Below are 21,805 nucleotides of genomic sequence, written 5' to 3' on the forward strand. Positions count from 1 at the left end.
ATTAGTTTTAAACAACCCTTATTCGCGTGGCACTGAGCTGAGCGTTCGCACACCAGAAATACCAATCTCTAGCCATCGCCGCCCAGACTTAACCTAGAGCTACGCCGCTATTGCCAAGGTGTGTTGTGAAATATGATAAGTAGACACTTTCGCTATCAACGAACATTGGCCGGTTTCTACAAAGCCTGGATGGTGATGGTCTGTGCGCTTCTTGTCGCCTGCCAATCGCCGCGCGAGGCACTGCAACAACTGGCGCAAGCGCGCGGCCGGCAAGTAGAGGTCCTGCCGGGGCGCGACTTTCCCCTCCTCATACTTGCGCCGCAAAGTGCAGAAAAGACAACGCGCCTGCGGGTCTACCTGGAAGGCGATGGCCATGCCTGGTCGACGGCCACCCAACCCAGCCTGGATCCGAGCCCGCACAATCTGTTGGTACCAAGGCTGGCGGTCGATGACCCGACACCGAATGCGTACCTGGCACGTCCCTGCCAGTTCGTCATGGCCGCAGCCTGCCAATCGGCCCTCTGGACCAATCGCCGATTTTCTCAGGAAGTGATCACTCGTCTCAGCCAGGCGCTGGACCAGTTAAAACAGCGGTACGGGAATAGGGAATTTGAACTGGTGGGGTATTCAGGTGGTGCCGCGCTTGCCTTATTGTTAGCGGCGCAGCGCAATGATGTTACCCAGGTGCAAACCCTGGCTGGCAACCTCAGCCCACGCTTGTGGGCAACGATGAAAGGATTGTCGCCACTCGACGGTTCGCTGGACCCGCTGGACTACCGTGAGCGGCTCGCCTTGTTACCCCAGCGCCATCTCATCGGCGAAGCAGACCTGATTATTCCAAGTGGGTTGGCTGATAGGTACCAACAGGCGCTTGACTCGCCCCTCTCCGAATACATCCATGTACGGGGAGCAAGCCATGACAAAGGGTGGGAAGCGACCTGGAGCCGATGGGTTAAAACGCCATTAATCCATTAAGGTCCTAAAATTGACGACAAGCAGGTCCGCTTAAAAACATCCGAATACCTTCCCCCTAGCGTCCAATCCAGGCGCGACCACAACGTCAACCTTAAAGTTCCATTTATTGCTGGATTACCCCGTACAGCCACAAAAAATAACGGTAACGTCGCATTTCTTAGCTTTTTTTCCTTCGCCGATCCTTTTTATGATGAATTGTCCTACACGCATCGTGTAAGTTTGCACGCGCTTGAATCAGCCATTCACTGACAAGCTGGCAGGGATGCCTAAAACAGACGCTGACGCGTGGGTTGTTCCCTGCCAGTTTCTGCCCTGTAAGGATACTGCCTTGAACACTTCCCACCTGCGCCGCTCGTTGTTGGCGCTGTCCGTCGCGGCGACCACTGCCACGGCCCATGCCGCACCCGCACCCGACTTCAATTACGACCTGAGCACAGGGGCCTACAGCAGCTTCGGTGATGTTTTCAATAACGCCACCTTCACCGGAACGTCGCAAAACGCAGGTGTGGAGCTGACGAACGTGACGTTGGCCGGCAACCTGGTCAACCAGGGCAACATCAACCTGACGGCTGCGAGCCCCACCGACTTCCCGTCTGGTATCGCCATGACCCTCAACTCCAACGTCGGTGGCGACGTGGTCAATAATGGCGACATTATGGTGAACGGCAACTCCGTCGTCGGGCTGGACCTGTACCTGGCGAAGATCGCAGGTGAAGTGAGCAACAACGGCAACATTACTGTGACGGGCGCAAATGCCGAAGGCATGCTGATCACCTCGACCCAGGCGCGCATCAATAACTCGGGCACTATCATCGCGCGGGGTATCGACTCTGAGGGGATCGACATCGAGAAAGCCCGCTTTACGGGCCAGATGACAGGCGCGCCCTTCCTGAGTGATATCAACAACAGCGGGACTATTTCCGCCGACGGGATCGGTATCCGCTTTCGCAGTCTCGACACCACCGACGGCTTCAGGATCTTCTCTATCAGGCAGACAGGTGGCCTGATCGAAGGCGGCACCGCAGCCATTCTGGCGGACGACAATGCCTCCCCTTCGTACTTCTACTGGCAGGGTGGTCAGGTCAAGGGTGACCTGCTGGGCCTCAGCGGTGTACTGGTGCAAGGGGACGCGATGTTCGATGGCTCGACCATCCGCGCCGGTTTCGTCGATATCGACGGTGGCCGCCTGACCCTGCTTCGCCCGCAGACCACGATTGTCGGCGACCTCGACATGGACAGCGACACGGCGCGCCTGCGCCTGCTGCTGGATAACAACACACAGCCCAATACACCGATCCTGAAAGTCACCGGCAATACCTTCTTCTCTCCAGGCAGCCAGATCGAACTGCAGGCGCGCTCCGACGACTTCCGCACGTCGGCCCAGGGCACCCGCTACACCCTCATCAATTCCAGCACTTGGGAAGACCCGCAGAACCTGTCCGTGGTGTCCTCCTCGGCGCTGCTTGAGGTGAAGAACTTCGGCATTGAAGGCCAGGATGTGAAAGCACTGGTTGCCACCCGCAGTGATGAGGTGATCACGCAAGACCTGTTGGACGCCCGTGGTTCGAACAATGCGGTGAGCGCCATCAAGCCGCTCAAGAACACCGTCATGGCCCAGATGGACGAAAGCGACCCGGTATTCCAGCAATTCGCCAACGCCACCACCAGCGAAGAGCTGGCGAAACTGGCCGAAAGCTTGGCCCCGGACGTCAGCCGTGGGGCGATCAACGCCGCGACCAACAGCCAGAACCTGGTCGCAGGCGCCATCAACCGCCGGGCCAGTAAAGCGCGGAGCGGTCTGTCTTCCGGTGACGTCCTGGCAGAACAAGGCGTATGGCTGCAAGCGCTGTCCAGCGATGCCAACCAGGACAGCCGTCACGGTATCGACGGCTACGACGCCAACACCAACGGCATTGCCGTGGGTGCGGACGGCAAGCTCAATGCCCAGACAACCGTGGGCCTGGCTTACAGCTACCTGACCAGCGACGTCAAATCCGACCGAGGCAACAAAACCGACGTCAGCGGCCATGCACTGACCCTGTATGGCAACTGGGCCCGCGACAACTTCTTTGTCGACACCTCGCTGATGTACGGCTGGAACGACAACGAGTCCAAACGCTACATCGCCGGTACCCGCGCCAAGGCCAACTACGACAGTGAGATCTTCGGCATCAACGCACTGGCTGGCTACACGTTCCAGCTCGACAAGCAGTGGCTGCTGGAACCACAGGTCGGTGCGCGCTATGCCAACATCTCGATGGATTCGTACCGTGAAAAAGGCAGCTCTGCCGCCCTCAACGTCGGCAGCCAGCGCTATGAAATCGGCGAAATGGGCCTGGGCGCTCGTCTGGCGGCCGCTTTTGACGTAGGTGTGGGCAGCTTCGAACCGGAAGCCAAGCTGATGGCCTGGCACGACTTCATCGGCGACAAGGCCAGCACCACCTCCACCTTTGTGCTCGGCGGCACCCCCTTCACCACCACCGGCGCGACGCCGGCGCGCGACAGCTACGAGCTGGGACTGGGTGCCAACTACCGCGTCGGCGCCTGGAGCGTGGGAGGGTCGTACAACTACCTGACCAGCAGTGGTTTCGACGCTGACACCTTCACGGCGAACGTGCGTTACGATTTCTGATCAACGTGTTTGCCTGAAATGAAAAAACCGGCCTAAGCCGGTTTTTTTCATACAACGCTACGGGATCATTCCCACTCAATCGTCGCCGGCGGCTTGCTCGACACGTCATACGTCACGCGCGAGATACCCTCGATCTCATTGATGATACGGCCGCTGACAGTTTCCAGCAGCTCGTACGGCAGGTGTGCCCAGCGGGCAGTCATGAAGTCGATGGTTTCTACCGCACGCAGGGCCACGACCCAGGCGTAACGGCGGCCATCGCCAACCACGCCAACCGATTTCACCGGCTGGAACACCACGAATGCCTGGCTGACTTTGTGGTACCAGTCGGCCTTGCGCAGTTCTTCGATGAAGATGTGGTCGGCGCGACGCAGCAGGTCGGCGTATTCCTTCTTCACTTCACCCAGGATCCGCACGCCCAGGCCTGGGCCTGGGAATGGGTGACGGTAGACCATGTCGTACGGCAGGCCGAGTTCCAGGCCCAGACGGCGGACTTCGTCCTTGAACAGTTCGCGCAGCGGCTCTACCAGCTTGAGGTTCATTTCCTCAGGCAGGCCACCCACGTTGTGGTGGGACTTGATCACGTGGGCCTTGCCGCTCTTGGCGCCAGCCGACTCGATCACGTCAGGGTAGATGGTGCCCTGGGCGAGGTACTTGATGTTGTCCAGTTTGTTGGACTGGGCATCGAACACGTCGATGAAGGTGCGGCCGATGATCTTGCGCTTCTTCTCCGGGTCGGACTCGCCGGCCAGGTTGTTGAGGAATTGGTCCTCGGCATTGGCGCGGATCACTTTAACGCCCATGTTCTCGGCGAACATGGCCATCACTTGCTCACCTTCGTGCAGGCGCAGCAGGCCGTTGTCGACGAAGACGCAGGTCAGTTGGTCGCCGATGGCTTTGTGCAGCAGGGCAGCAACCACCGAGGAGTCAACGCCGCCGGACAGGCCGAGCAATACGTTGTCGGTGCCGACCTGGGCGCGAACCTGGGCGATGGCGTCTTCAGCAATCTTGGACGGGGTCCACAGAGCTTCACACTCGCAGATGTCGAGGATGAAGCGCGACAGGATGCGGCCGCCTTGCTTGGTGTGGGTCACTTCCGGGTGGAACTGCACGCCGTAGTAACGACGCTCGTCGCTGAACATGCCGGCGATCGGGCAGCTCGGGGTGCTGGCCAGGATGTGGAAGTCTTCCGGCATCTTGGTGACCTTGTCACCGTGGCTCATCCACACGTCGAGGCCGAACAGGCCGTCGGCGTCGACGTGGTCTTCGATGCCGTCCAGCAGGCGGCTCTTGCCGACCACGTCGACACGGGCATAACCGAATTCACGCAGCTCGGAACCTTCAACCTTGCCGCCCAATTGCTCGGCCATGGTCTGCATGCCGTAGCAGATGCCGAAGACCGGGACGCCCAGGTCGAAGACGGCTTGCGGGCAGCGCGGGCTGTTGGCTTCGTGCACGGACTCTGGGCCACCGGCGAGGATGACGCCTTTCGGTGCGAATTCGCGGATCGCTTCGTCGTCCATGTCGAACGGATGCAGTTCGCAGTACACGCCGATTTCGCGCACGCGGCGGGCGATCAGCTGGGTGTACTGGGAACCGAAATCGAGGATCAGGATACGGTGGGCGTGAATGTCGAGGGCCATGAAGTCAGTCTCGTCTAATGAATCAGAAACAACTCGGGGCTGAAGAACAGCCCCGGTTACTTAACAGTTTGCTGGAAGCATCAACCTACGCGGTAGTTTGGCGCTTCCTTGGTGATCTGCACGTCGTGGACATGGGATTCAGCCATTCCGGCGCCGGTGATCCGTACGAACTCTGGCTTGGTGCGCATTTCTTCGATGTCGGCGCTGCCGGTGTAGCCCATCGAGGAACGCAGGCCACCCATCAGTTGGTGGATAATTGCGCTCAGAGTGCCTTTGTACGGCACGCGGCCTTCGATGCCTTCCGGAACGAGCTTCTCGGCGCCTGCCGAGGAGTCCTGGAAGTAACGGTCGGAAGAACCTTGCGCCTGGGACATGGCGCCCAGCGAACCCATGCCGCGGTAAGCCTTGTAGGAACGGCCCTGGAACAGTTCGATCTCGCCTGGTGCTTCTTCAGTACCGGCGAACATCGAGCCCATCATCACGCAGGAAGCACCGGCTACGATGGCCTTGGACAGGTCACCGGAGAAACGGATACCGCCATCGGCGATCAACGGAACGCCCGTGCCTTCAAGGGCAGCGGCGACGTTGGCGATGGCGCTGATTTGCGGCACGCCTACACCGGCAACGATACGGGTGGTGCAGATCGAGCCTGGGCCGATACCGACCTTGACCGCATCCGCGCCAGCTTCGGCCAAGGCCTTGGCGGCAGCGCCGGTGGCGATGTTGCCGCCGATCACTTGCACTTCAGGGAAATTCTGTTTGACCCAACGCACGCGGTCGATCACGCCTTTGGAGTGACCGTGGGCGGTGTCGACCACCACCACGTCAACGCCGGCAGCGACCAGGGCCGAAACACGGTCGCCGGTGTCTTTACCGGTGCCGACCGCCGCGCCAACACGCAGACGACCTTGGTCATCCTTGCTGGCCAACGGGTAAGCCTTGGCTTTTTCGATGTCGTTGACGGTCATCATGCCTTTGAGGGCGAATTTGTCGTCGACGATCAGCACGCGCTCGATGCGGTGCTTGTGCAGCAGCTCGCGCACATCGTTCTTGTCGGCGCCTTCCTTGACAGTGACCAGACGCTCTTTGGGCGTCATCACTTCACGGACGGTGACTTCAAGACGGTTCTCGAAACGCACGTCACGGGAAGTGACGATGCCGACCAGGTCGCCATCGTGCAGCACCGGAACGCCGGAGATGTTGTGCAGGCGGGTCAGGTCGAACAGGTCACGCACGGTGGCGTCGGCTTCGATGGTGATCGGATCTTTCACCACACCGGCTTCGTAACGCTTGACCTTGCGCACTTCGGCAGCTTGCTGCTCGATGGTCATGTTCTTGTGGATGATGCCGATGCCGCCTTCCTGAGCCATCGCGATGGCCAGACGGGCTTCAGTGACGGTGTCCATGGCAGCGGAAACAAGGGGAATATTCAGCTCGATGCCACGGGTTAGGCGGGTCTTGAGACTGACTTCGTTAGGAAGCACCTCGGAATAACCGGGCACTAGGAGAATGTCGTCGAATGTCAGAGCTTCTTGGCTGATACGCAGCATCGCGGGGGCTCCCGAGCGGGAAAATGGAAGCGCGCCATTATATACATGCACCCTGCCGGGCTCAATGTAAAACTCTGACAAACTTGGTAATACTGATAGATGGAAAAAATCTGCTGCTTTTCTGTAGGAGCGAGCTTGCTCGCGAAGAACGCAAAGGCACCGCGTTAAAGCAAACCCACCACGTTATCGCTGACGTTTTTTCGCGAGCAAGCTCGCTCCTACAGGTGGGTTACAACTCGACTTTGACCCAACTCATCTTCTGGTCCAGCCAATCGGCAAATTCGTCGATAAAACTCTGCTTGAACCCCGCCTCTGCCCAGTTGTTGAAGATGAAGCCCAGGTTGGAAAACCCGCATTGCTGTAGGAACAGGAACCCGTTGATGTCGTCTTCATGCCCACACAGCGGGCAGGTGAAGTTGTCGGTGTGGCCGGGCATCCAGTCTTCGAGGCTTTCGAACAGGGCTTCGCCGACTTCCTTGCGGCATTCCGGGCAACCGGCTTCTTCGAGAAAACCCTTGGCCGGCGTGTAGATGCAGCGCTTGTAGATGATCTCCAGGCCGTTGATCGGCTCGTTGAACGGCAGCGCCTCGGGGTACAACACTACGGCGCGGGCGCCATCGGCCAGGGCATAGCCCATGCGGTTGCCGGTGCGGCCACAGGTGGTCAGCTCTTCCTTGATGATGTTCTTGCGCACCAGCCAGCGCACGATTGCCCGGGCGCGGGGTTCGTGGACGGGCAAGGTGGAGATTTTCGGGACAAGGATGCTTTGGGAGTTCATGAGAGTCCTGCGGTGTGGCCACTGGCGCCATCGCCGGCAAGCCGGCTCCTGTAGGAGCTGGCTTGCCGGCGATGAGGCCCTGAAAGGTTGGCAGCTTAATCCCTGCCCCACACAGGTCAAGTGCTCAGGTAGCGCCCGATCAGTGCAATACCGCTCGCCAGCACCAGCCAGGTCACCAATCTTACAAACGCCTCACGGGACATGCGCATCGTCAGCCTGCGCCCACACCACAGCCCGAGGGCCATCGCCGGCAACAGACACAGCGCCAACATCAATAGCGGCAAATCCGCATACACCCCGGCGATCAGAAACAGGCTCAGGCGCACCACCGTGCTGCAACTGATCAACGCACTCTGGGTGGCGCGCGCCGCGTCCTTGGGCAGACGGCTATTCAGATAGATCGCATAGAGAAAGCCGCCACTGCCAAACAATGCGCCGAATAAACCACCGACGGTGCCCATGGGAACCGACCAACCCGCCGCCATCTGCGTTGGCCGCGCCTTTACCGCCAGGCTGTAGAGGGCGTAGGCACTGATGAACAAGCCCATTAGCAGCAGTAACAGGTCCGAATGCAGATTGAGCAAAAACACCACGCCCAGTGTGCAACCGATCGCCATGCACGGTAGCAAGCGCAGCAACTCCGGCTTGTTCACGTCCCGCCGCGATTGCAGCAGGTTGCCAAACGCTGCGACAAAATCCAGCAACACCAGCAACGGGATGATCTTCGACAGCGGCATGAACAGGATCAGCAGCGGCCCTGCCACCAATGCGGTGCCAAATCCCGCGATACCGAACACGATATAGGCCACGACAATGCCCAGGCCGATCACCAGCCAATCCACACCGCCAAACGACCATTGGCTCATCAGCTCAACCGGGTTCATGGGTCATACCTTATTAGAGATAGCCTTCACTTTAGCCAGCGGCGAGGGATGCGACTAATATCTTCAAAGCCCTCCACCCATCTCGAAAAGGCATGACGTGTGATTTCCACCCGCCAACTGCGTTACTTCGTCGAAATCGCCGACAGCGGCAGCTTCAGTGCCGCCGCCGAGCGCCTGTTTGTGGCGCAGTCCGCCTTGAGCCGGCAGATCAAGGAGCTGGAAACCCAGCTGCAAACGCCCCTGTTCGAGCGCACTGCACGCCAACCACGACTCACCGCCGCGGGTGAAGCCTTCTACCCGCGAGCGCGCAACCTGCTGAGTGAGCTGATCAAGGCCAGTGAAATGGCGACACAAGTGGGCAACGGCGAACTGGGCACGCTGCGCCTGAGCCACTCAAGTACCGTGCCGATGAGCGGCCCATTGCTGCAAGGTATCAGCACCTGGCTGGAACGCTGCCCAGGGGTGTCGATGGACATCGTCAAACTGTCCTCCGAAGCGCAGTTGGAAGAAATCGCCGACGGTCGCCTGGAGGTCGGGTTGTTGCGCCTGCCTGTGTTGCGCCAGCGCGAGGGCGTGCGAGTCGTACCTTTATATCGCGAGCAACTGTTGCTGGCAGTGCCGCCGAATCATCGGCTGGCACGCAGCAATGCGCCCATCGAACTGGAGCAATTGAAGGACGAAGCGTTTATCTCGATCCCCCATCCCCAGCGGGGCGGCTTGAGTTATCTGTCAGCCGAGCTGTGCATGCGTGCCGGATTTTTCCCCAAGGCCGCGCGGGTGATGTCGCGCAAGACCACCCAGTTGCAGTTGATCCAGGCCGGCTTCGGTATTGCCTTGTTACCAAAATCCATGCAGGACATCGCCCCTGCCACTGTGCACTTTTTGCCCCTGGCCGACCCGGACTGCCTCAGCACCGTGGCCCTGGCCTGCGCGCAGAGGCCGAGCGCGCTGGTGGAGCAATTCTGCCAAACCTTGCACGAATGCCTATAAACTGCCGCCCATGATTAAAGATCCTTTTGCCCGTCTGGGCCTGGACCGCGAAGTCCTGACTGTCAGCCAGCTCAACGGCCGTGCGCGGGTGTTGCTGGAAGACGTGTTCACCAATATCTGGGTCGAAGGCGAGATCTCCAACCTCGCCCGCCCGGCTTCCGGCCATGTGTATTTCGCCCTCAAGGACAGCGGCGCCCAGGTGCGTTGCGCGCTGTTTCGCAACAACGCCGCGCGGGTGCGGCAGGCGCTGAAAGATGGCCTGGCGGTGAAGGTGCGCGGTAAAGTCTCTTTGTTTGAGGGCCGGGGTGATTACCAACTGATCCTCGATACCGTGGAGCCGGCCGGTGATGGGGCATTGCGCCTGGCGTTCGACGCGCTGAAGGAAAAGCTCAGCGCCGAAGGCCTGTTCAGCGCTGAGCGCAAAGTGCCACTGCCAGCGCACCCTCGGCGCATCGGCATCATCAGTTCGCCGACCGGCGCGGTGATCCGCGACATCATCAGCGTGTTCCGCCGTCGTGCGCCAAACATTGAACTGACCCTGATCCCCACCGCCGTGCAAGGCCGCGAAGCCATCCCGCAGATTGTGCGCGCACTGAAACTGGCGGATGCACGTGGCTTCGATGCGCTGATCCTGGCCCGTGGCGGCGGTTCGCTGGAAGACCTCTGGTGCTTCAACGAAGAAGCCGTGGCCCGTGCGGTGGATGCCTGCGTCACGCCAATCGTCAGCGCCGTCGGACATGAGACCGATGTGTCCATCAGCGACTTCGTGGCCGACGTGCGCGCCCCTACCCCCTCCGCCGCAGCCGAATTGCTCGCGCCGGACGCCAGCCATTTGGTGCGTCAGGTCGAGAACCTGCACCGCCGCCTGGTGATGCTGATGCGCAATCGCCTGAGCCATGACCGCCTGCGCCTGGAAGGCATGGCGCGACGTCTGCGTCACCCTGGCGAACGTCTGCGCCAGCAAGCCCAGCGCCTGGACGACCTGGACATGCGCCTGCGCCGTGCGTTCGAGCGCAGCCTCAATACCCGCCGCGAGCGCCTGATCCGCCTGGAAACCCGCCTCGCCGGCCAACACCCCGGTCGCCAACTGGCCCTGTTGCGCCAACGCCTGGACAGCCTTGCCGAACGCCTGCCCCGCGCAATGCGCGAAGGCCTCAAGGCGCGACGCCTGCAACTGCAAAGTCAGATGCAGACGCTGCACGTGGTCAGCCCGCTGGCGACCCTGGCCCGTGGCTACAGCATCCTGCTGGACGAGCGCGGCCAGGCCATTCGCAACGCCGCGCAGACCCACACCGGCCAGCGCCTCACCGCGCGTCTCGGTGAGGGCCAATTGCAAGTGCGGGTGGAAGACAACCACCTGACACCCGTCACCCTTTCGTTATTGGATTGATTGATGCCACGTCTCTTTAGTGTGTTGATGCTGCTGTGCCTTGCCTTTAATGCTCATGCCGATAGCTACATCACCCGCACCTTGAACAAACCGGTGCCGGGAGGCGTTGCCGTGGTCGAACTGGGCCCTTCCGCCGCTGCGCCCAAGGCCACGTACCTGGGCAAGCCGGTGTTGGTGGTGAAGGAGGCGGACAATTGGCTGGCAATTGTCGGCATCCCGCTGACGGTCAAGCCCGGCAACGAACGCATCAGCAGCGGCGGGCGTAACCTGCCGTTTATCGTCGGCTACAAGAAGTACCCCGAACAGCGCATCACCCTGAAAAACAAAAGCCAGGTGAACCCCGACCCGGCGCAGCTGAAACGCATCGAGGCGGAGCTGGCGGTGCAGATCAAGGCTTATCGCAGTTTCAGCCCTAACCTGCCGAGCAACCTGGTGTTGGACAAACCGGTGAACGGGCCGCTGTCGAGCAAGTTCGGCGTACGACGTTTCTTCAACGGTGAAGAGCGCAATCCCCATTCGGGCCTGGACTTTGCCGTGCCGGCCGGTACACCGATCAAGACGCCGGCCAACGGCAAAGTGATTCTTGTGGGCAACTACTTCTTCAACGGCAACACCGTGTTCGTCGACCACGGCCAGGGCTTTATCAGCATGTTCTGCCACATGTCGAAGATCGACGTGAAAGTCGGTGACCAGCTCACGCGTGGCGCGGTGGTGGGCAAAGTCGGTGCCACGGGCCGTGCGACCGGGCCGCACATGCACTGGAACGTCAGCCTGAACGACGCGCGGGTCGATCCGGCGATCTTCATTGGCGCGTTCCAGCCCTGAAACGCTCGATTGCGCGCCTGATAATAGGCGCGCAATTAAAAGCAGCCCTGGACATATTCCTAGGCACAAGATCTCGTTTCCTAAGCAGATAGCAGAACTTATCTCAATTTTCCGCGACTGCTTGCCATCTTTCACCCCGACGGTTAGGGTTGGGCTTATGAAAACCTCTCACACCCTCATTCAGCTCCGCCAGCACCGCAGCCTGTGCCTCGTCAGCGCACGACTGCCAGGCTGAATCGATCTGCCTCGTCTTCACGTTTTATCCCCAAAAACAGTTCTACGGCAGGCCGCCTTTTCTCGGCCCCTACAACAAAGGATTTCCCGATGAGCATGCTCAAAGACCCGTCTTCGAAGTACCGCGCGTTCCCGACCATCGACATCCCGGACCGCACCTGGCCGTCGAAGACCATCACCGAAGCGCCGATCTGGTGCAGCTCCGACCTGCGTGATGGCAACCAGTCGCTGATCGAGCCGATGGACGCGGTGAAAAAGCTGCGCTTCTGGAAGACTCTGGTTGCCGTCGGCGTGAAGGAAATCGAAGCCTCGTTCCCAGCCGCCTCGCAAACCGACTTCGACTTCGTACGTACCCTGATTGAAGACAACCACATCCCCGAGGACACCACCATCCAGGTGCTGACCCAGGGCCGTGAAGACTTGATCGCACGCACCTTCGAGTCCCTGCGGGGTGCCAAGAAAGCCATCGTGCACTTGTACAACGCCACGTCGCCGTCCTTCCGCCGCATCGTGTTCAACCAGGACAAGGACGGCATCAAGGCCATCGCGGTCAACGCCGCCAAGCTGTTCGTCAAATACGCCGCCCAGCAGCCGGAAACCCAGTGGACCTTCGAATACTCGCCGGAGACTTTCAGTGCCACTGAGCTGGAGTTCGCCAAGGAAGTCTGTGATGCGGTGATCGAGGTGTGGAACCCGACGCCTGAGCACAAGATGATCCTCAACCTGCCAGCCACCGTGGAATGCGCCACGCCGAACATCTATGCCGACCAGATCGAGTGGTTCGGTCGCCATATCAACCGTCGTGACAGTGTGATCATCAGCCTGCACACCCACAACGATCGTGGCACCGGCGTAGCCGCCACCGAGCTGGGCCTGATGGCCGGTGCCGACCGTGTCGAAGGCTGCCTGTTCGGCAACGGCGAGCGTACCGGCAACGTCGACCTGGTCACCGTGGCGCTGAACATGTACACCCAGGGCCTTGACCCGCAGCTGGACTTCTCCGACATCGACGGCGTGCGCAAGGTCGTCGAGGAATGCAACCAGATCCAGGTGCACCCACGTCACCCGTATGTCGGCGACCTGGTGCACACCGCGTTCTCCGGCTCTCACCAGGACGCAATCCGCAAAGGTTTCTCCCAGCAGAAAGACGATGCGCTGTGGGAAGTGCCGTACTTGCCGATCGACCCGGCCGACATCGGCCGCAGCTACGAAGCGGTGATTCGCGTGAACAGCCAGTCGGGCAAAGGCGGCATCGCCTACCTGCTGGAGCAGGAATACGACATCAGCTTGCCGCGTCGCATGCAGATCGAGTTCAGCCAAGTCGTGCAGGCCGAAACCGACCGCGTGGGCCTGGAGATGACGGCGCCGCAGATCTACGCCTTGCTGCAGCGTGAGTACCTGCAAGCCAACACCCCGTACGCGTTGGTCAGCCATCGCCTGCAGGAAGAAAACGGTAACAGTTTTGTTGAGGTGGAAGTCTCCGGCAAGGGCCAGGGCGAAACCAACCTGCACTGGAAAGGCAAAGGCAACGGTGCGCTGGAAGCGCTGGTGGCTGGCCTGCCGATCGGTGTGGAGATCATGGACTACAACGAACATGCGATCGGTGCAGGCACCAACGCCAAGGCGGCGGCCTACATCGAGCTGCGTGTGAACGGTGAGCGTCCGGTGCATGGCGTGGGTATTGATGAAAACATCACCACCGCCAGCTTCAAGGCGCTGTTCAGTGCGCTGAACCGTTCGTTGAGCCAGCAGGAAGCCAAAGCGGCGTAAGCGTTTCGCTGTCATACAAAAGGCCCCTGGGTGAGAACCCAGGGGCCTTTCTGTTTCCGGACCTTGTAGGAGCGAGCATGCTCGCGAAAAACGCAAGGGCACCGCTGGCTACCTGATAGCACTGCGTTATCGTTAAGGTTTTTCGCGAGCAAGCTCGCTCCTACAGGAACTGGAAGATGTCAGCATCCAGGTTGGCTGGAAACCGGGTGCGATACGCCGCCAATTCCGCCGCGTCCAGACTCACTGCAAACACCCCATCCGCCTCCCCCGCACTGAGCAAGGTCTCACCCTGGAAGTCCAACACCTGGCTGTCCCCAGTGTAAGCAAAGCCCTTCCCATCCGTGCCCACCCGATTGACTGCCGCCACGTAGCACAGGTTTTCAATAGCCCGCGCCGGCAGCAGTCGGTTCCAGTGTGAACGCCGCGCACCCGGCCAGTTGGCGGTGTACAGCAGCAGGTCGGTGTCCTGGGCATCGCGGCTCCACACCGGGAAGCGCAGGTCGTAGCAAATCAACGGGCGAATACGCCAGCCCTTCAATTCAAACTGCACCTGGCGTTCGCCCGGCGTGTAGTGATTGTGTTCACCGGCCATGCGGAACAGATGGCGCTTGTCGTAATGCAACACCTCGCCATCCGGCCGCGCCCACAGCAGGCGGTTGCGGTGGCTGCCGTCGGCGGCCTGGATGATCACACTGCCGGTAATCACCGCGTTGTACTTCGCCGCCTGGGCCTGGAGCCAATGATGGGTCGGGCCGTTTTCAGGCTCTGCAAGGGCTTGCGACTCCATCGAGAAGCCGGTGGTGAACATCTCCGGCAGCACAATCAAATCGGCGCCTTTGGCTTGCTCCAACAGCAGCTCGAAATGTTCGAGGTTGGCCTGGCGGTCATGCCAGGCCAGGCTGGTCTGCACCAGGGCGATGTTCAGGTTCGGCAGTGCACTCAGATCACGCATAGTTTTTCCGCCGCTTGGCGCAGCGTTTCCTCGCGTTTGGCAAAGCACAGGCGCACCAGGCGCTGGCCTTGGGGTGGGGTCTGGTAGAACACCGAGACCGGGATGGTGGCCACGCCGTGTTCGCGGGTCATCCACAGGGACATGGCGACGTCATCCAGGTCCGGGCGGATCTGTGAGTAATCCACCAGTTGGAAGTAGGTACCGGTCACTCGGGTAAGGCTGAAACGGGACGGCGCCAACAGGTCACAGAACAGGTCACGCTTGGCTTGGTAGAAAGCCGGCAATTCGTCGACGTGCTCCGGGTGTTCGGCCATGAAGTCGGCCAGGGCGTATTGCAGCGGGGTCACGCCGCAGAAATTGACGTATTGGTGCACCTTGCGCAATTCCGCGGTGAGGGCTGGCGGTGCGACGACATAGCCGGTTTTCCAGCCGGTGACGTGGTAGGTCTTGCCGAACGAGCTGACCACAAACGCGCGCTGGTAAAGCTCTTCGTGGGCCAACACGCTGACGTGAGACACGCCGTCGAATACCAGGTGTTCGTAGACTTCGTCGCTGACCAGATAGATATCACGGTCACGGATCAGTGCGGCCAATTGGTCCAGCTCGGCGCGGCTGATCAAGGCACCTGTCGGGTTGTGCGGGGTATTGAGAATGATCATGCGCGTGCGCGGTGACAGCGCCGCCTTGATCTTCTCGAAGTCGAGGGCAAAGGCGTCCAGGGTCAGTTGCACATGCACGCAGCGACCGCCAGCCAACTCCACCGAAGGCTCATAGCTGTCGTAGCTGGGGTCGAACACGATGACTTCATCGCCAGTGCGAATCACCGCCTGGATCGCGCAGAAGATCGCCTCGGTGGCGCCAGGGGTGATGGTCACTTCACTGTCGGCATTGACCGTGGCGCCGTAACTGCGAGCGATCTTGGCGGCCACTTGCTGACGCAGCACCGGCAGGCCGGTCATTGGCGCATATTGGTTATGCCCGAGGGCGATATGCTTACCCACCGCATCGAGCAAAGCCTGGGGGCCATTGAAGTCCGGGAAACCCTGGGACAGGTTGAGCGCGCCGGTTTCGGCAGCGAGTTGCGACATGGTGGTGAAAATGGTCGTGCCGACATTCGGCAGCTTGCTGGTGATCATCGAAAGGCCCCTGCAGGTGAGCCCCAAGTTTTAAGCTGCCAACTGCACCGGGTCAAGGCACAAACCAGCGCGCGCAAAAAAGGGCTCCAAAGGAGCCCTCTCTCACAACTTGAAGCTGCCGTTATTTCTTGTCACGGCGCTTCTTGTCGGCCTTCTTGTGGTGAGTCATCAAACGACGCTTCTTGTTCACCTGACGGTCAGTCAGTGTGTTCTTGTTGCCTTCGTATGGGTTCTCGCCACCCTTGAACTCGATACGAATCGGCGTACCGACCAGTTTCAAGACACGGCGGTAGGTGTTTTCCAGGTAACGCACATAGGACTTCGGCACCTTCTCGATCTGGTTACCGTGGATCACGATAATCGGCGGGTTGGCACCACCCAAGTGGGCGTAACGCAGTTTGATCCGGCGGTTGTTGACCATCGGCGGCGCGTGCTCGCCAACCGCGTCTTCCAGGATCTGGGTGAGGCGGTTGGTCGGCCAGCGGGTGACCGCGGACTTGAACGAGTTCTGTACGGACGCGTAGAGGTTGCCCACGCCGGTGCCGTGCAGTGCCGAGATAAAGTGGATATCGGCGAACTCGACGAAGAACAGGCGGCGTTGCAGCTCGATCTTGACGAAATCGCGCTCGCTCGGCGTCATGCCGTCCCACTTGTTGATCGCGATCACCAGTGCCCGACCAGCCTCCAGGGCAAAGCCCAGCAGGTTCAGGTCGTGGTCCACCACGCCTTCGCGGGCGTCCATCACAAAGATCACTACGTTGGCGTCTTTGATCGCTTGCAGGGTTTTCACCACCGAGAACTTTTCAACTTCCTCGTGGATCTTGCCGCGCTTGCGCACACCGGCGGTGTCGATCAGCGTGTACTTTTCCTCGTTGCGTTCGAACGGGATGTAGATGCTGTCGCGGGTGGTGCCGGGTTGGTCGTAGACGATAACCCGGTCTTCACCGAGCATGCGGTTGACCAGCGTCGACTTGCCAACGTTAGGGCGGCCGATGATGGCGATCTTGATACCGTCTTTTTCGCTCGGGCCAGGAATGCGCTTGGCTTCCTCACCTTCGGCAACGATCTCCTCTTCGCCCTCTTCTTCCTCGACATCATCCTTAGGGAAATCGCGCAGGGCGATTTCCAGCATCTGGGTGATACCGCGACCGTGGGCACCGGCGACCGGAATCGCATCGCCCAGGCCCATCGGGCTGAATTCGGCACGGGCCGCTTCAGGATCGATGTTGTCGATCTTGTTCGCGACCAGATAGGAACGCTTGTTGCGCTTGCGCAGGTGCTCGCCAATCATTTGGTCAGCAGCGGTGTAGCCCGCACGGGCGTCCACTAGGAACAACACGACATCGGCTTCTTCAATGGCCAGCAGAGACTGCTCGGCCATCTTTTCGTCCATGCCATGCTCGTCACCGGAGATACCACCGGTGTCGACAATAATGTAGGAGCGCCCTTGCCACTTTGCCTCACCGTATTGGCGATCACGGGTCAGACCGGACAAGTCGCCGACGATGGCGTCGCGAGTCCTGGTCAGGCGGTTGAACAAGGTGGACTTGCCGACGTTAGGTCGGCCCACCAGGGCGATTACGGGAACCATGCGGCTCTCCACTTCGTTATTTCAGAAAATACAAAAGCCGCTGCAGGGCAGCGGCTGGTGCTCGACTGTAGGAGCGAGCTTGCTCGCGAAAAACGCAAAGGCACCGCGTTTATTCAGACAGCACGCGTTATCGTTAACGATTTTCGCGAGCAAGCTCGCTCCTACAGGTGAAGCTACTTGAGGGGCTACCCCCCAAGCATAGTTCTTACTTAATGGTCAGGGCTTCCAGCTTGCCGCTGTTGCCAAACACATAAAGCATGTTACCCACGACCAGCGGACGCGCACGCAGGCCGTCGCTGTCGATACGCTCGCGACCCACGAAGCGACCGTCCACCTGGCTCAGCAGGTGCAGGTAGCCTTCGAAGTCACCGACTGCGACGTAGCTGGAGAACACTTCCGGTGCCGACAGTTGACGGCGAGCCAGGGAGTCGTTGCTCCACAGCGCGGTAGTAGAGCGTTCGTCGACACTTTCAACGGTGCCTGACGCCAGGCTTACGTAGACGCTGCCAAACCCTTGGGCGACACCGGCGTAGCTGGAAGCATCACGCTGCCAGTTAACGCGGCCGCTCTGCAGGTCCAGTGCGGCAACACGGCCCTGGTAGGTAGCGACGTAGAGGGTTTCACCGGACAGCAGCAGGCCGCCGTCGATGTCCACTACCCGGTCCAGCTCGGAACGACCTTGCGGGATGGCCACACGGGTTTCCCAGGCCGGCACGCCGTTCTGGGTATCCAGGGCGACCACTTTACCGGTCGACAGGCCTGCAACGGCCAGATTGTTGGTCACAATCGGACCACTGGTACCGCGCAACGTCAGTACCGCTGGGGTGCTGTCGTACAACCAACGCTGTTCGCCAGTGCTGGCGTCGAGGCCGATTACACGGTCGTCCTGGGTTTGCACCACGACGATATCGCCGTTGGTGGCAGGCGGTGCGAGGACTTCACTGGTCACGCGAGCGCGCCATTTCTCTTCACCGGTGCTGGAGTCCAGGGCCACGACTTCGCCTTTCAGCGTGCCGAGCATCACCATGCCGTAGCCCACGCCGACGGCGCCGGAGACTGGCAATTCGAGGTCTTTCTTCCACTTCACGTCGCCGTTCATGCGATCCATGGAGATCACCACGCCGGTCACGTCAGCGGCCACAATGTTGTCACCGTCGATTGCCGGTACCAACATGTTGTAGGTGTCGCCCTGACCGTCACCGATGGAGCGGCTCCACTGCTTTTGCAGGACCACTTCTTCCTTGAAGCTGGTCAGCTCGGCCGGAGGCAGTTCTTTTTTACTGTTGCTGCTGCAACCCGCGGCCAGAACGGCCAGAGCCAGCAATGCTGCATGTTTCCAACGGATCACGTCACGCATCCCCTTTGGCCAAGTCGTCCAGCTTGATTTGTAAGCCACCGACCGCCGCTTCATCAGACAGCGCCGCCTTGGCTTTTTGGTACGCAGCATTGGCTTCGTCGGTACGACCCAATTGGACCAACAGGTCGCCCTTGAGCTCTTCGCGAGTGGCTGCAAATGCCTTGTCAGCATCGCCGTCGAGCAGTTTGAGTGCTTCGTCAGCCTTGTTCTGTGCCGCCAGTACCTGAGCCAGGCGCTGACGTGCGATTTCACCCAGGGTTGGGTTGGTCGGCTTGTCGGCGATGGCCTTCAGCTCAGCGGCGGCGTCATCCAGCTTGCCGGTGTCGACCGCGACTTTCGCGACGAACAGGCTGCCGTACTGGGCGTAGGTGCTACCGCCGAATTCGTTCTTCAGCTTGCCAGCCAGGTCTGCAACCTGCGCAGGGTCGGGCTTGCCGTCCGGGGTCAGGGTGGTTTCCAGCAATTGCTGATAGAGGATCGAGGCGCCTTGGGACTGGTTAGCCTGATACTTGGTCCAGGCTTGCCAGCCGAACACCACCACTAAAGCCAGCAGACCGCCGGTAACCAGGGGCTTGCCGTTACGCTGCCACCAGTCCTTGAACTCGGCCAGTTGATCATCATCAGAACTCGACACCCCAATACTCCTTAATCGCTAAATTCGGCTGTTCGACAGCTTCAACCCTGCACGACGCAGGTGGCCAAGTGCGCAGCGAGCGCATCAAAGGCAATGTTCTGTTGCTCGCCCTGACCACGCAGGGGTTTGAAACCTATCACTTGCCGGGCCAATTCGTCATCGCCGAGGATCAATGCATACAGTGCACCGCTCTTGTCGGCCTTCTTGAACTGGCTCTTGAAGCTGCCGGCGCCGGCATTGACTTGCAGGCGCAGGTTGGGCAGTTGGTCGCGGACCTTTTCGCTCAGGGCCAGGGCAGCCAGTTCGGCGGCCTCGCCAAAGGCGCACAGGTACACGTCCACCTGACGGGAGATCTCTTCCGGGACCTGCTCCAGGGTTTCCAGCAGCAGGATCAGCCGCTCGATGCCCATGGCGAAGCCCACGCCGGTGGTAGGCTTGCCACCCATCTGCTCGACCAGGCCGTCGTAACGACCACCGGCACACACGGTGCCCTGGGCGCCGAGCTTGTCGGTGACCCACTCGAATACGGTCTTGCTGTAGTAATCGAGGCCGCGCACCAGCTTGGTGTTGATCACGAACGGAATACCGGCTGCTTCCAGGCGAGCCTTGAGGCCCTCGAAGTGGATACGGGACTCGTCGTCCAGGTAGTCGGCCATTTTCGGCGCGTTGACCAGCACGGCCTGGGTATCGGCGTTCTTGGTATCGAGGACGCGCAATGGGTTGGTCTTCAGACGGCGCTGGCTGTCTTCGTCCAACTTGTCCAGGTGGGCGGACAGGTACTCGACCAGGGCCACTTTGTAGCGGCCGCGGGATTCACTGGTGCCCAGGCTGTTGAGTTCAAGCTTGACCGCGTCGCGGATGCCCAGCAGGCCCCACAGGCGCCAGGTCAGCACGATCAGCTCGGCGTCGATGTCCGGGCCGTCGATGTTGAACACTTCCAGGCCGATCTGGTGAAACTGGCGATAACGGCCTTTCTGTGGGCGTTCGTGACGGAACATCGGGCCGATGTACCACAATTTCTGTGGCTGGCCAGCACCGGTGAGACCATGCTCAAGCACAGCGCGCACGCACGCAGCGGTGCCTTCCGGACGCAGGGTCAGGGAGTCGCCGTTGCGGTCTTCAAAGGTGTACATCTCTTTTTCGACGATGTCGGTCACTTCACCGATGGAGCGCTTGAACAGCTCGGTGAACTCGACGATCGGCATGCGGATCTGCTTGTAACCGTAGTTATCCAGCAGGCGCGCGACAGTGCCCTCGAAATAGCGCCACAGCGGCGTCTGTTCCGGCAGGATGTCGTTCATGCCACGAATGGCTTGCAGAGACTTGCTCACATCAAATCCTTAAATTCGTTCAATCAGCCGCGCGCGATCAGCGCTGCGTCAGCCGCGACCTTTTCGGCCGCTTTCTCGCGGATCAGCTTTTCCAGCTCATCCACCAGATTGTCATTCGTCAACTTCTGCGACGGCTTGCCGTCGATGTAGATCAGGTTCGGCGTACCACCGGTCAGCCCCACATGGGCCTCTTTGGCCTCGCCCGGCCCGTTGACCACACAGCCGATCACCGCAACATCCAGCGGCACCAGCAGGTCTTCAAGGCGCAATTCCAGATCGTTCATGGTTTTCACCACGTCGAAGTTCTGCCGCGAGCAGCTCGGGCAGGCAATGAAATTGATGCCACGGGAACGCAAACGCAGGGATTTGAGAATGTCGTAACCGACTTTCACTTCCTCTACAGGGTCTGCTGCCAGCGAGATGCGGATAGTATCGCCAATCCCTTCGGCGAGCAGCATACCGAGACCCACCGCAGATTTCACTGTGCCTGAACGTAAACCGCCCGCTTCAGTGATACCCAGGTGCAACGGCTGCACGATTTCCTTGGCCAGCAGGCGGTAGGCTTCTACCGCCATGAACACGTCGGAGGCCTTTACGCTGACCTTGAAGTCCTGGAAATTCAGGCGTTCAAGGTGCTCAACGTGGCGCAGCGCCGATTCAACCAGCGCCGCCGGAGTCGGTTCGCCGTATTTCTTTTGCAGGTCTTTTTCCAGGGAACCGGCGTTGACGCCGATACGGATTGGAATGCCACGGTCGCGGGCCGCATCAACCACCGCACGCACACGGTCTTCACGACCGATGTTGCCCGGGTTGATACGCAGGCAGTCCACACCCAGTTCGGCCACGCGCAAAGCGATCTTGTAGTCGAAGTGGATATCGGCCACCAACGGCACCTTGACCAGTTGCTTGATGCGGCCAAAGGCTTCGGCAGCGTCCATGTCTGGCACGGAGACGCGCACTATGTCCACGCCGGCCGCTTCCAGACGATTGATCTGGGCAACAGTGGCGGCCACATCATTGGTGTCGCTGTTGGTCATGCTTTGCACCGCGATGGGGGCGTCGCCACCCACCGGCACCGAGCCGACCCAGATCTTGCGCGATACGCGACGTTTGATTGGAGATTCGCCGTGCAT

General features: G+C 60.3%; 17 protein-coding genes. 6 read left to right on the forward strand and 11 right to left on the reverse strand.

Features of this window, described 5'->3' with window-relative positions; all coding sequences use genetic code 11:
* The first annotated feature begins 132 nt into the window (after positions 1-132).
* Entirely contained in the window at positions 133-975 is an 843-nt protein-coding gene (locus CI807_RS00250) for an alpha/beta hydrolase (RefSeq protein ID WP_256578698.1), read from the forward strand.
* Positions 976-1,303: 328 nt separating this feature from the next.
* Positions 1,304-3,607 (forward strand): autotransporter outer membrane beta-barrel domain-containing protein, encoded by a 2,304-nt coding sequence (locus CI807_RS00255; protein WP_095013443.1) that lies wholly within the window; start codon positions 1,304-1,306, stop codon positions 3,605-3,607.
* A gap of 65 nt (positions 3,608-3,672) precedes the next feature.
* On the opposite strand, the gene guaA is transcribed toward CI807_RS00255, so the two are convergent.
* The 4 genes from guaA to CI807_RS00275 all read right to left on the reverse strand — a co-directional run bounded on the left by guaA (position 3,673) and on the right by CI807_RS00275 (position 8,462).
* Positions 3,673-5,250 (reverse strand): glutamine-hydrolyzing GMP synthase, encoded by a 1,578-nt coding sequence (gene guaA, locus CI807_RS00260; protein WP_016977685.1) that lies wholly within the window; start codon positions 5,248-5,250, stop codon positions 3,673-3,675.
* An 80-nt stretch (positions 5,251-5,330) separates the two neighbouring features.
* Positions 5,331-6,800, reverse strand: a complete 1,470-nt coding sequence (gene guaB, locus CI807_RS00265; protein ID WP_010207937.1) for an IMP dehydrogenase — start codon at positions 6,798-6,800, stop codon at positions 5,331-5,333.
* A 229-nt stretch (positions 6,801-7,029) separates the two neighbouring features.
* Positions 7,030-7,578, reverse strand: coding sequence for a hypothetical protein (locus tag CI807_RS00270; protein WP_028617835.1), 549 nt, complete (start codon positions 7,576-7,578; stop codon positions 7,030-7,032).
* A 116-nt stretch (positions 7,579-7,694) separates the two neighbouring features.
* Entirely contained in the window at positions 7,695-8,462 is a 768-nt protein-coding gene (locus tag CI807_RS00275) for a sulfite exporter TauE/SafE family protein (RefSeq protein WP_095013444.1), read from the reverse strand.
* A gap of 99 nt (positions 8,463-8,561) precedes the next feature.
* On the opposite strand from CI807_RS00275, the gene CI807_RS00280 reads away from it, so the two are divergent.
* The 4 genes from CI807_RS00280 to leuA all read left to right on the forward strand — a co-directional run bounded on the left by CI807_RS00280 (position 8,562) and on the right by leuA (position 13,671).
* Positions 8,562-9,452 (forward strand): LysR family transcriptional regulator, encoded by an 891-nt coding sequence (locus tag CI807_RS00280; protein ID WP_095013445.1) that lies wholly within the window; start codon positions 8,562-8,564, stop codon positions 9,450-9,452.
* Positions 9,453-9,462: 10 nt separating this feature from the next.
* Positions 9,463-10,842: an exodeoxyribonuclease VII large subunit gene (gene xseA, locus CI807_RS00285; RefSeq protein ID WP_095013446.1), complete on the forward strand. Its 1,380-nt coding sequence runs from the start codon at positions 9,463-9,465 to the stop codon at positions 10,840-10,842.
* Between the two features lie 3 nt (positions 10,843-10,845).
* On the forward strand, positions 10,846-11,667 hold the full coding sequence (locus CI807_RS00290; RefSeq protein ID WP_061433992.1) for a M23 family metallopeptidase: 822 nt from the start codon (positions 10,846-10,848) through the stop codon (positions 11,665-11,667).
* Between the two features lie 324 nt (positions 11,668-11,991).
* Positions 11,992-13,671, forward strand: coding sequence for a 2-isopropylmalate synthase (gene leuA / locus CI807_RS00300; RefSeq protein WP_016977678.1), 1,680 nt, complete (start codon positions 11,992-11,994; stop codon positions 13,669-13,671).
* Between the two features lie 160 nt (positions 13,672-13,831).
* Here the strand turns inward: leuA and CI807_RS00305 are convergent, their stop codons facing one another.
* From CI807_RS00305 to ispG, 7 genes are all read right to left on the reverse strand, one after another.
* A complete protein-coding gene (locus CI807_RS00305; protein ID WP_095013447.1) occupies positions 13,832-14,623 on the reverse strand; it encodes an amidohydrolase in 792 nt (263 codons plus the stop codon).
* Positions 14,611-15,759, reverse strand: a complete 1,149-nt coding sequence (locus tag CI807_RS00310) for a pyridoxal phosphate-dependent aminotransferase (protein WP_095013448.1) — start codon at positions 15,757-15,759, stop codon at positions 14,611-14,613. The genes CI807_RS00305 and CI807_RS00310 overlap by 13 nt, the downstream gene beginning before the upstream one ends.
* Positions 15,760-15,880: 121 nt before the next feature.
* Positions 15,881-17,350 carry a ribosome biogenesis GTPase Der gene (der, locus tag CI807_RS00315; RefSeq protein ID WP_016977675.1) on the reverse strand — a complete coding sequence of 490 codons (1,470 nt, stop codon included), beginning with the start codon at positions 17,348-17,350 and terminating at the stop codon, positions 15,881-15,883.
* Between the two features lie 205 nt (positions 17,351-17,555).
* Positions 17,556-18,707, reverse strand: a complete 1,152-nt coding sequence (gene bamB, locus CI807_RS00320) for an outer membrane protein assembly factor BamB (protein ID WP_016977674.1) — start codon at positions 18,705-18,707, stop codon at positions 17,556-17,558.
* Positions 18,700-19,341 carry a tetratricopeptide repeat protein gene (locus tag CI807_RS00325; RefSeq protein ID WP_095013449.1) on the reverse strand — a complete coding sequence of 214 codons (642 nt, stop codon included), beginning with the start codon at positions 19,339-19,341 and terminating at the stop codon, positions 18,700-18,702. Before CI807_RS00325 ends, bamB begins: the two co-directional genes overlap by 8 nt.
* Before the next feature lie 41 nt (positions 19,342-19,382).
* Entirely contained in the window at positions 19,383-20,672 is a 1,290-nt protein-coding gene (hisS, locus tag CI807_RS00330; RefSeq protein WP_095013450.1) for a histidine--tRNA ligase, read from the reverse strand.
* Between the two features lie 23 nt (positions 20,673-20,695).
* The gene (gene ispG / locus CI807_RS00335; RefSeq protein ID WP_003175952.1) at positions 20,696-21,805 is read right to left on the reverse strand and encodes a flavodoxin-dependent (E)-4-hydroxy-3-methylbut-2-enyl-diphosphate synthase; all 1,110 of its coding nucleotides are present in this window, start codon (positions 21,803-21,805) and stop codon (positions 20,696-20,698) included.

Origin of the sequence: Pseudomonas sp. NS1(2017), from assembly GCF_002269425.1 — a bacterium.
Lineage (GTDB): Bacteria > Pseudomonadota > Gammaproteobacteria > Pseudomonadales > Pseudomonadaceae > Aquipseudomonas > Aquipseudomonas reactans.

What these genes read in the sequence shown, in the direction of transcription:
- CI807_RS00250 (WP_256578698.1), top strand. Translation starts at nt 133, where the DNA reads ATGATAAGTAGACACTTTCGCTATCAACGAACATTGGCCGGTTTCTAC.
- guaA (WP_016977685.1), bottom strand. Translation starts at nt 5,250, where the DNA reads ATGGCCCTCGACATTCACGCCCACCGTATCCTGATCCTCGATTTCGGT.
- guaB (WP_010207937.1), bottom strand. Translation starts at nt 6,800, where the DNA reads ATGCTGCGTATCAGCCAAGAAGCTCTGACATTCGACGACATTCTCCTA.
- CI807_RS00270 (WP_028617835.1), bottom strand. Translation starts at nt 7,578, where the DNA reads ATGAACTCCCAAAGCATCCTTGTCCCGAAAATCTCCACCTTGCCCGTC.
- CI807_RS00275 (WP_095013444.1), bottom strand. Translation starts at nt 8,462, where the DNA reads ATGAACCCGGTTGAGCTGATGAGCCAATGGTCGTTTGGCGGTGTGGAT.
- xseA (WP_095013446.1), top strand. Translation starts at nt 9,463, where the DNA reads ATGATTAAAGATCCTTTTGCCCGTCTGGGCCTGGACCGCGAAGTCCTG.
- CI807_RS00290 (WP_061433992.1), top strand. Translation starts at nt 10,846, where the DNA reads ATGCCACGTCTCTTTAGTGTGTTGATGCTGCTGTGCCTTGCCTTTAAT.
- leuA (WP_016977678.1), top strand. Translation starts at nt 11,992, where the DNA reads ATGAGCATGCTCAAAGACCCGTCTTCGAAGTACCGCGCGTTCCCGACC.
- CI807_RS00305 (WP_095013447.1), bottom strand. Translation starts at nt 14,623, where the DNA reads ATGCGTGATCTGAGTGCACTGCCGAACCTGAACATCGCCCTGGTGCAG.
- CI807_RS00310 (WP_095013448.1), bottom strand. Translation starts at nt 15,759, where the DNA reads ATGATCACCAGCAAGCTGCCGAATGTCGGCACGACCATTTTCACCACC.
- der (WP_016977675.1), bottom strand. Translation starts at nt 17,350, where the DNA reads ATGGTTCCCGTAATCGCCCTGGTGGGCCGACCTAACGTCGGCAAGTCC.
- bamB (WP_016977674.1), bottom strand. Translation starts at nt 18,707, where the DNA reads ATGCGTGACGTGATCCGTTGGAAACATGCAGCATTGCTGGCTCTGGCC.
- ispG (WP_003175952.1), bottom strand. Translation starts at nt 21,805, where the DNA reads ATGCACGGCGAATCTCCAATCAAACGTCGCGTATCGCGCAAGATCTGG.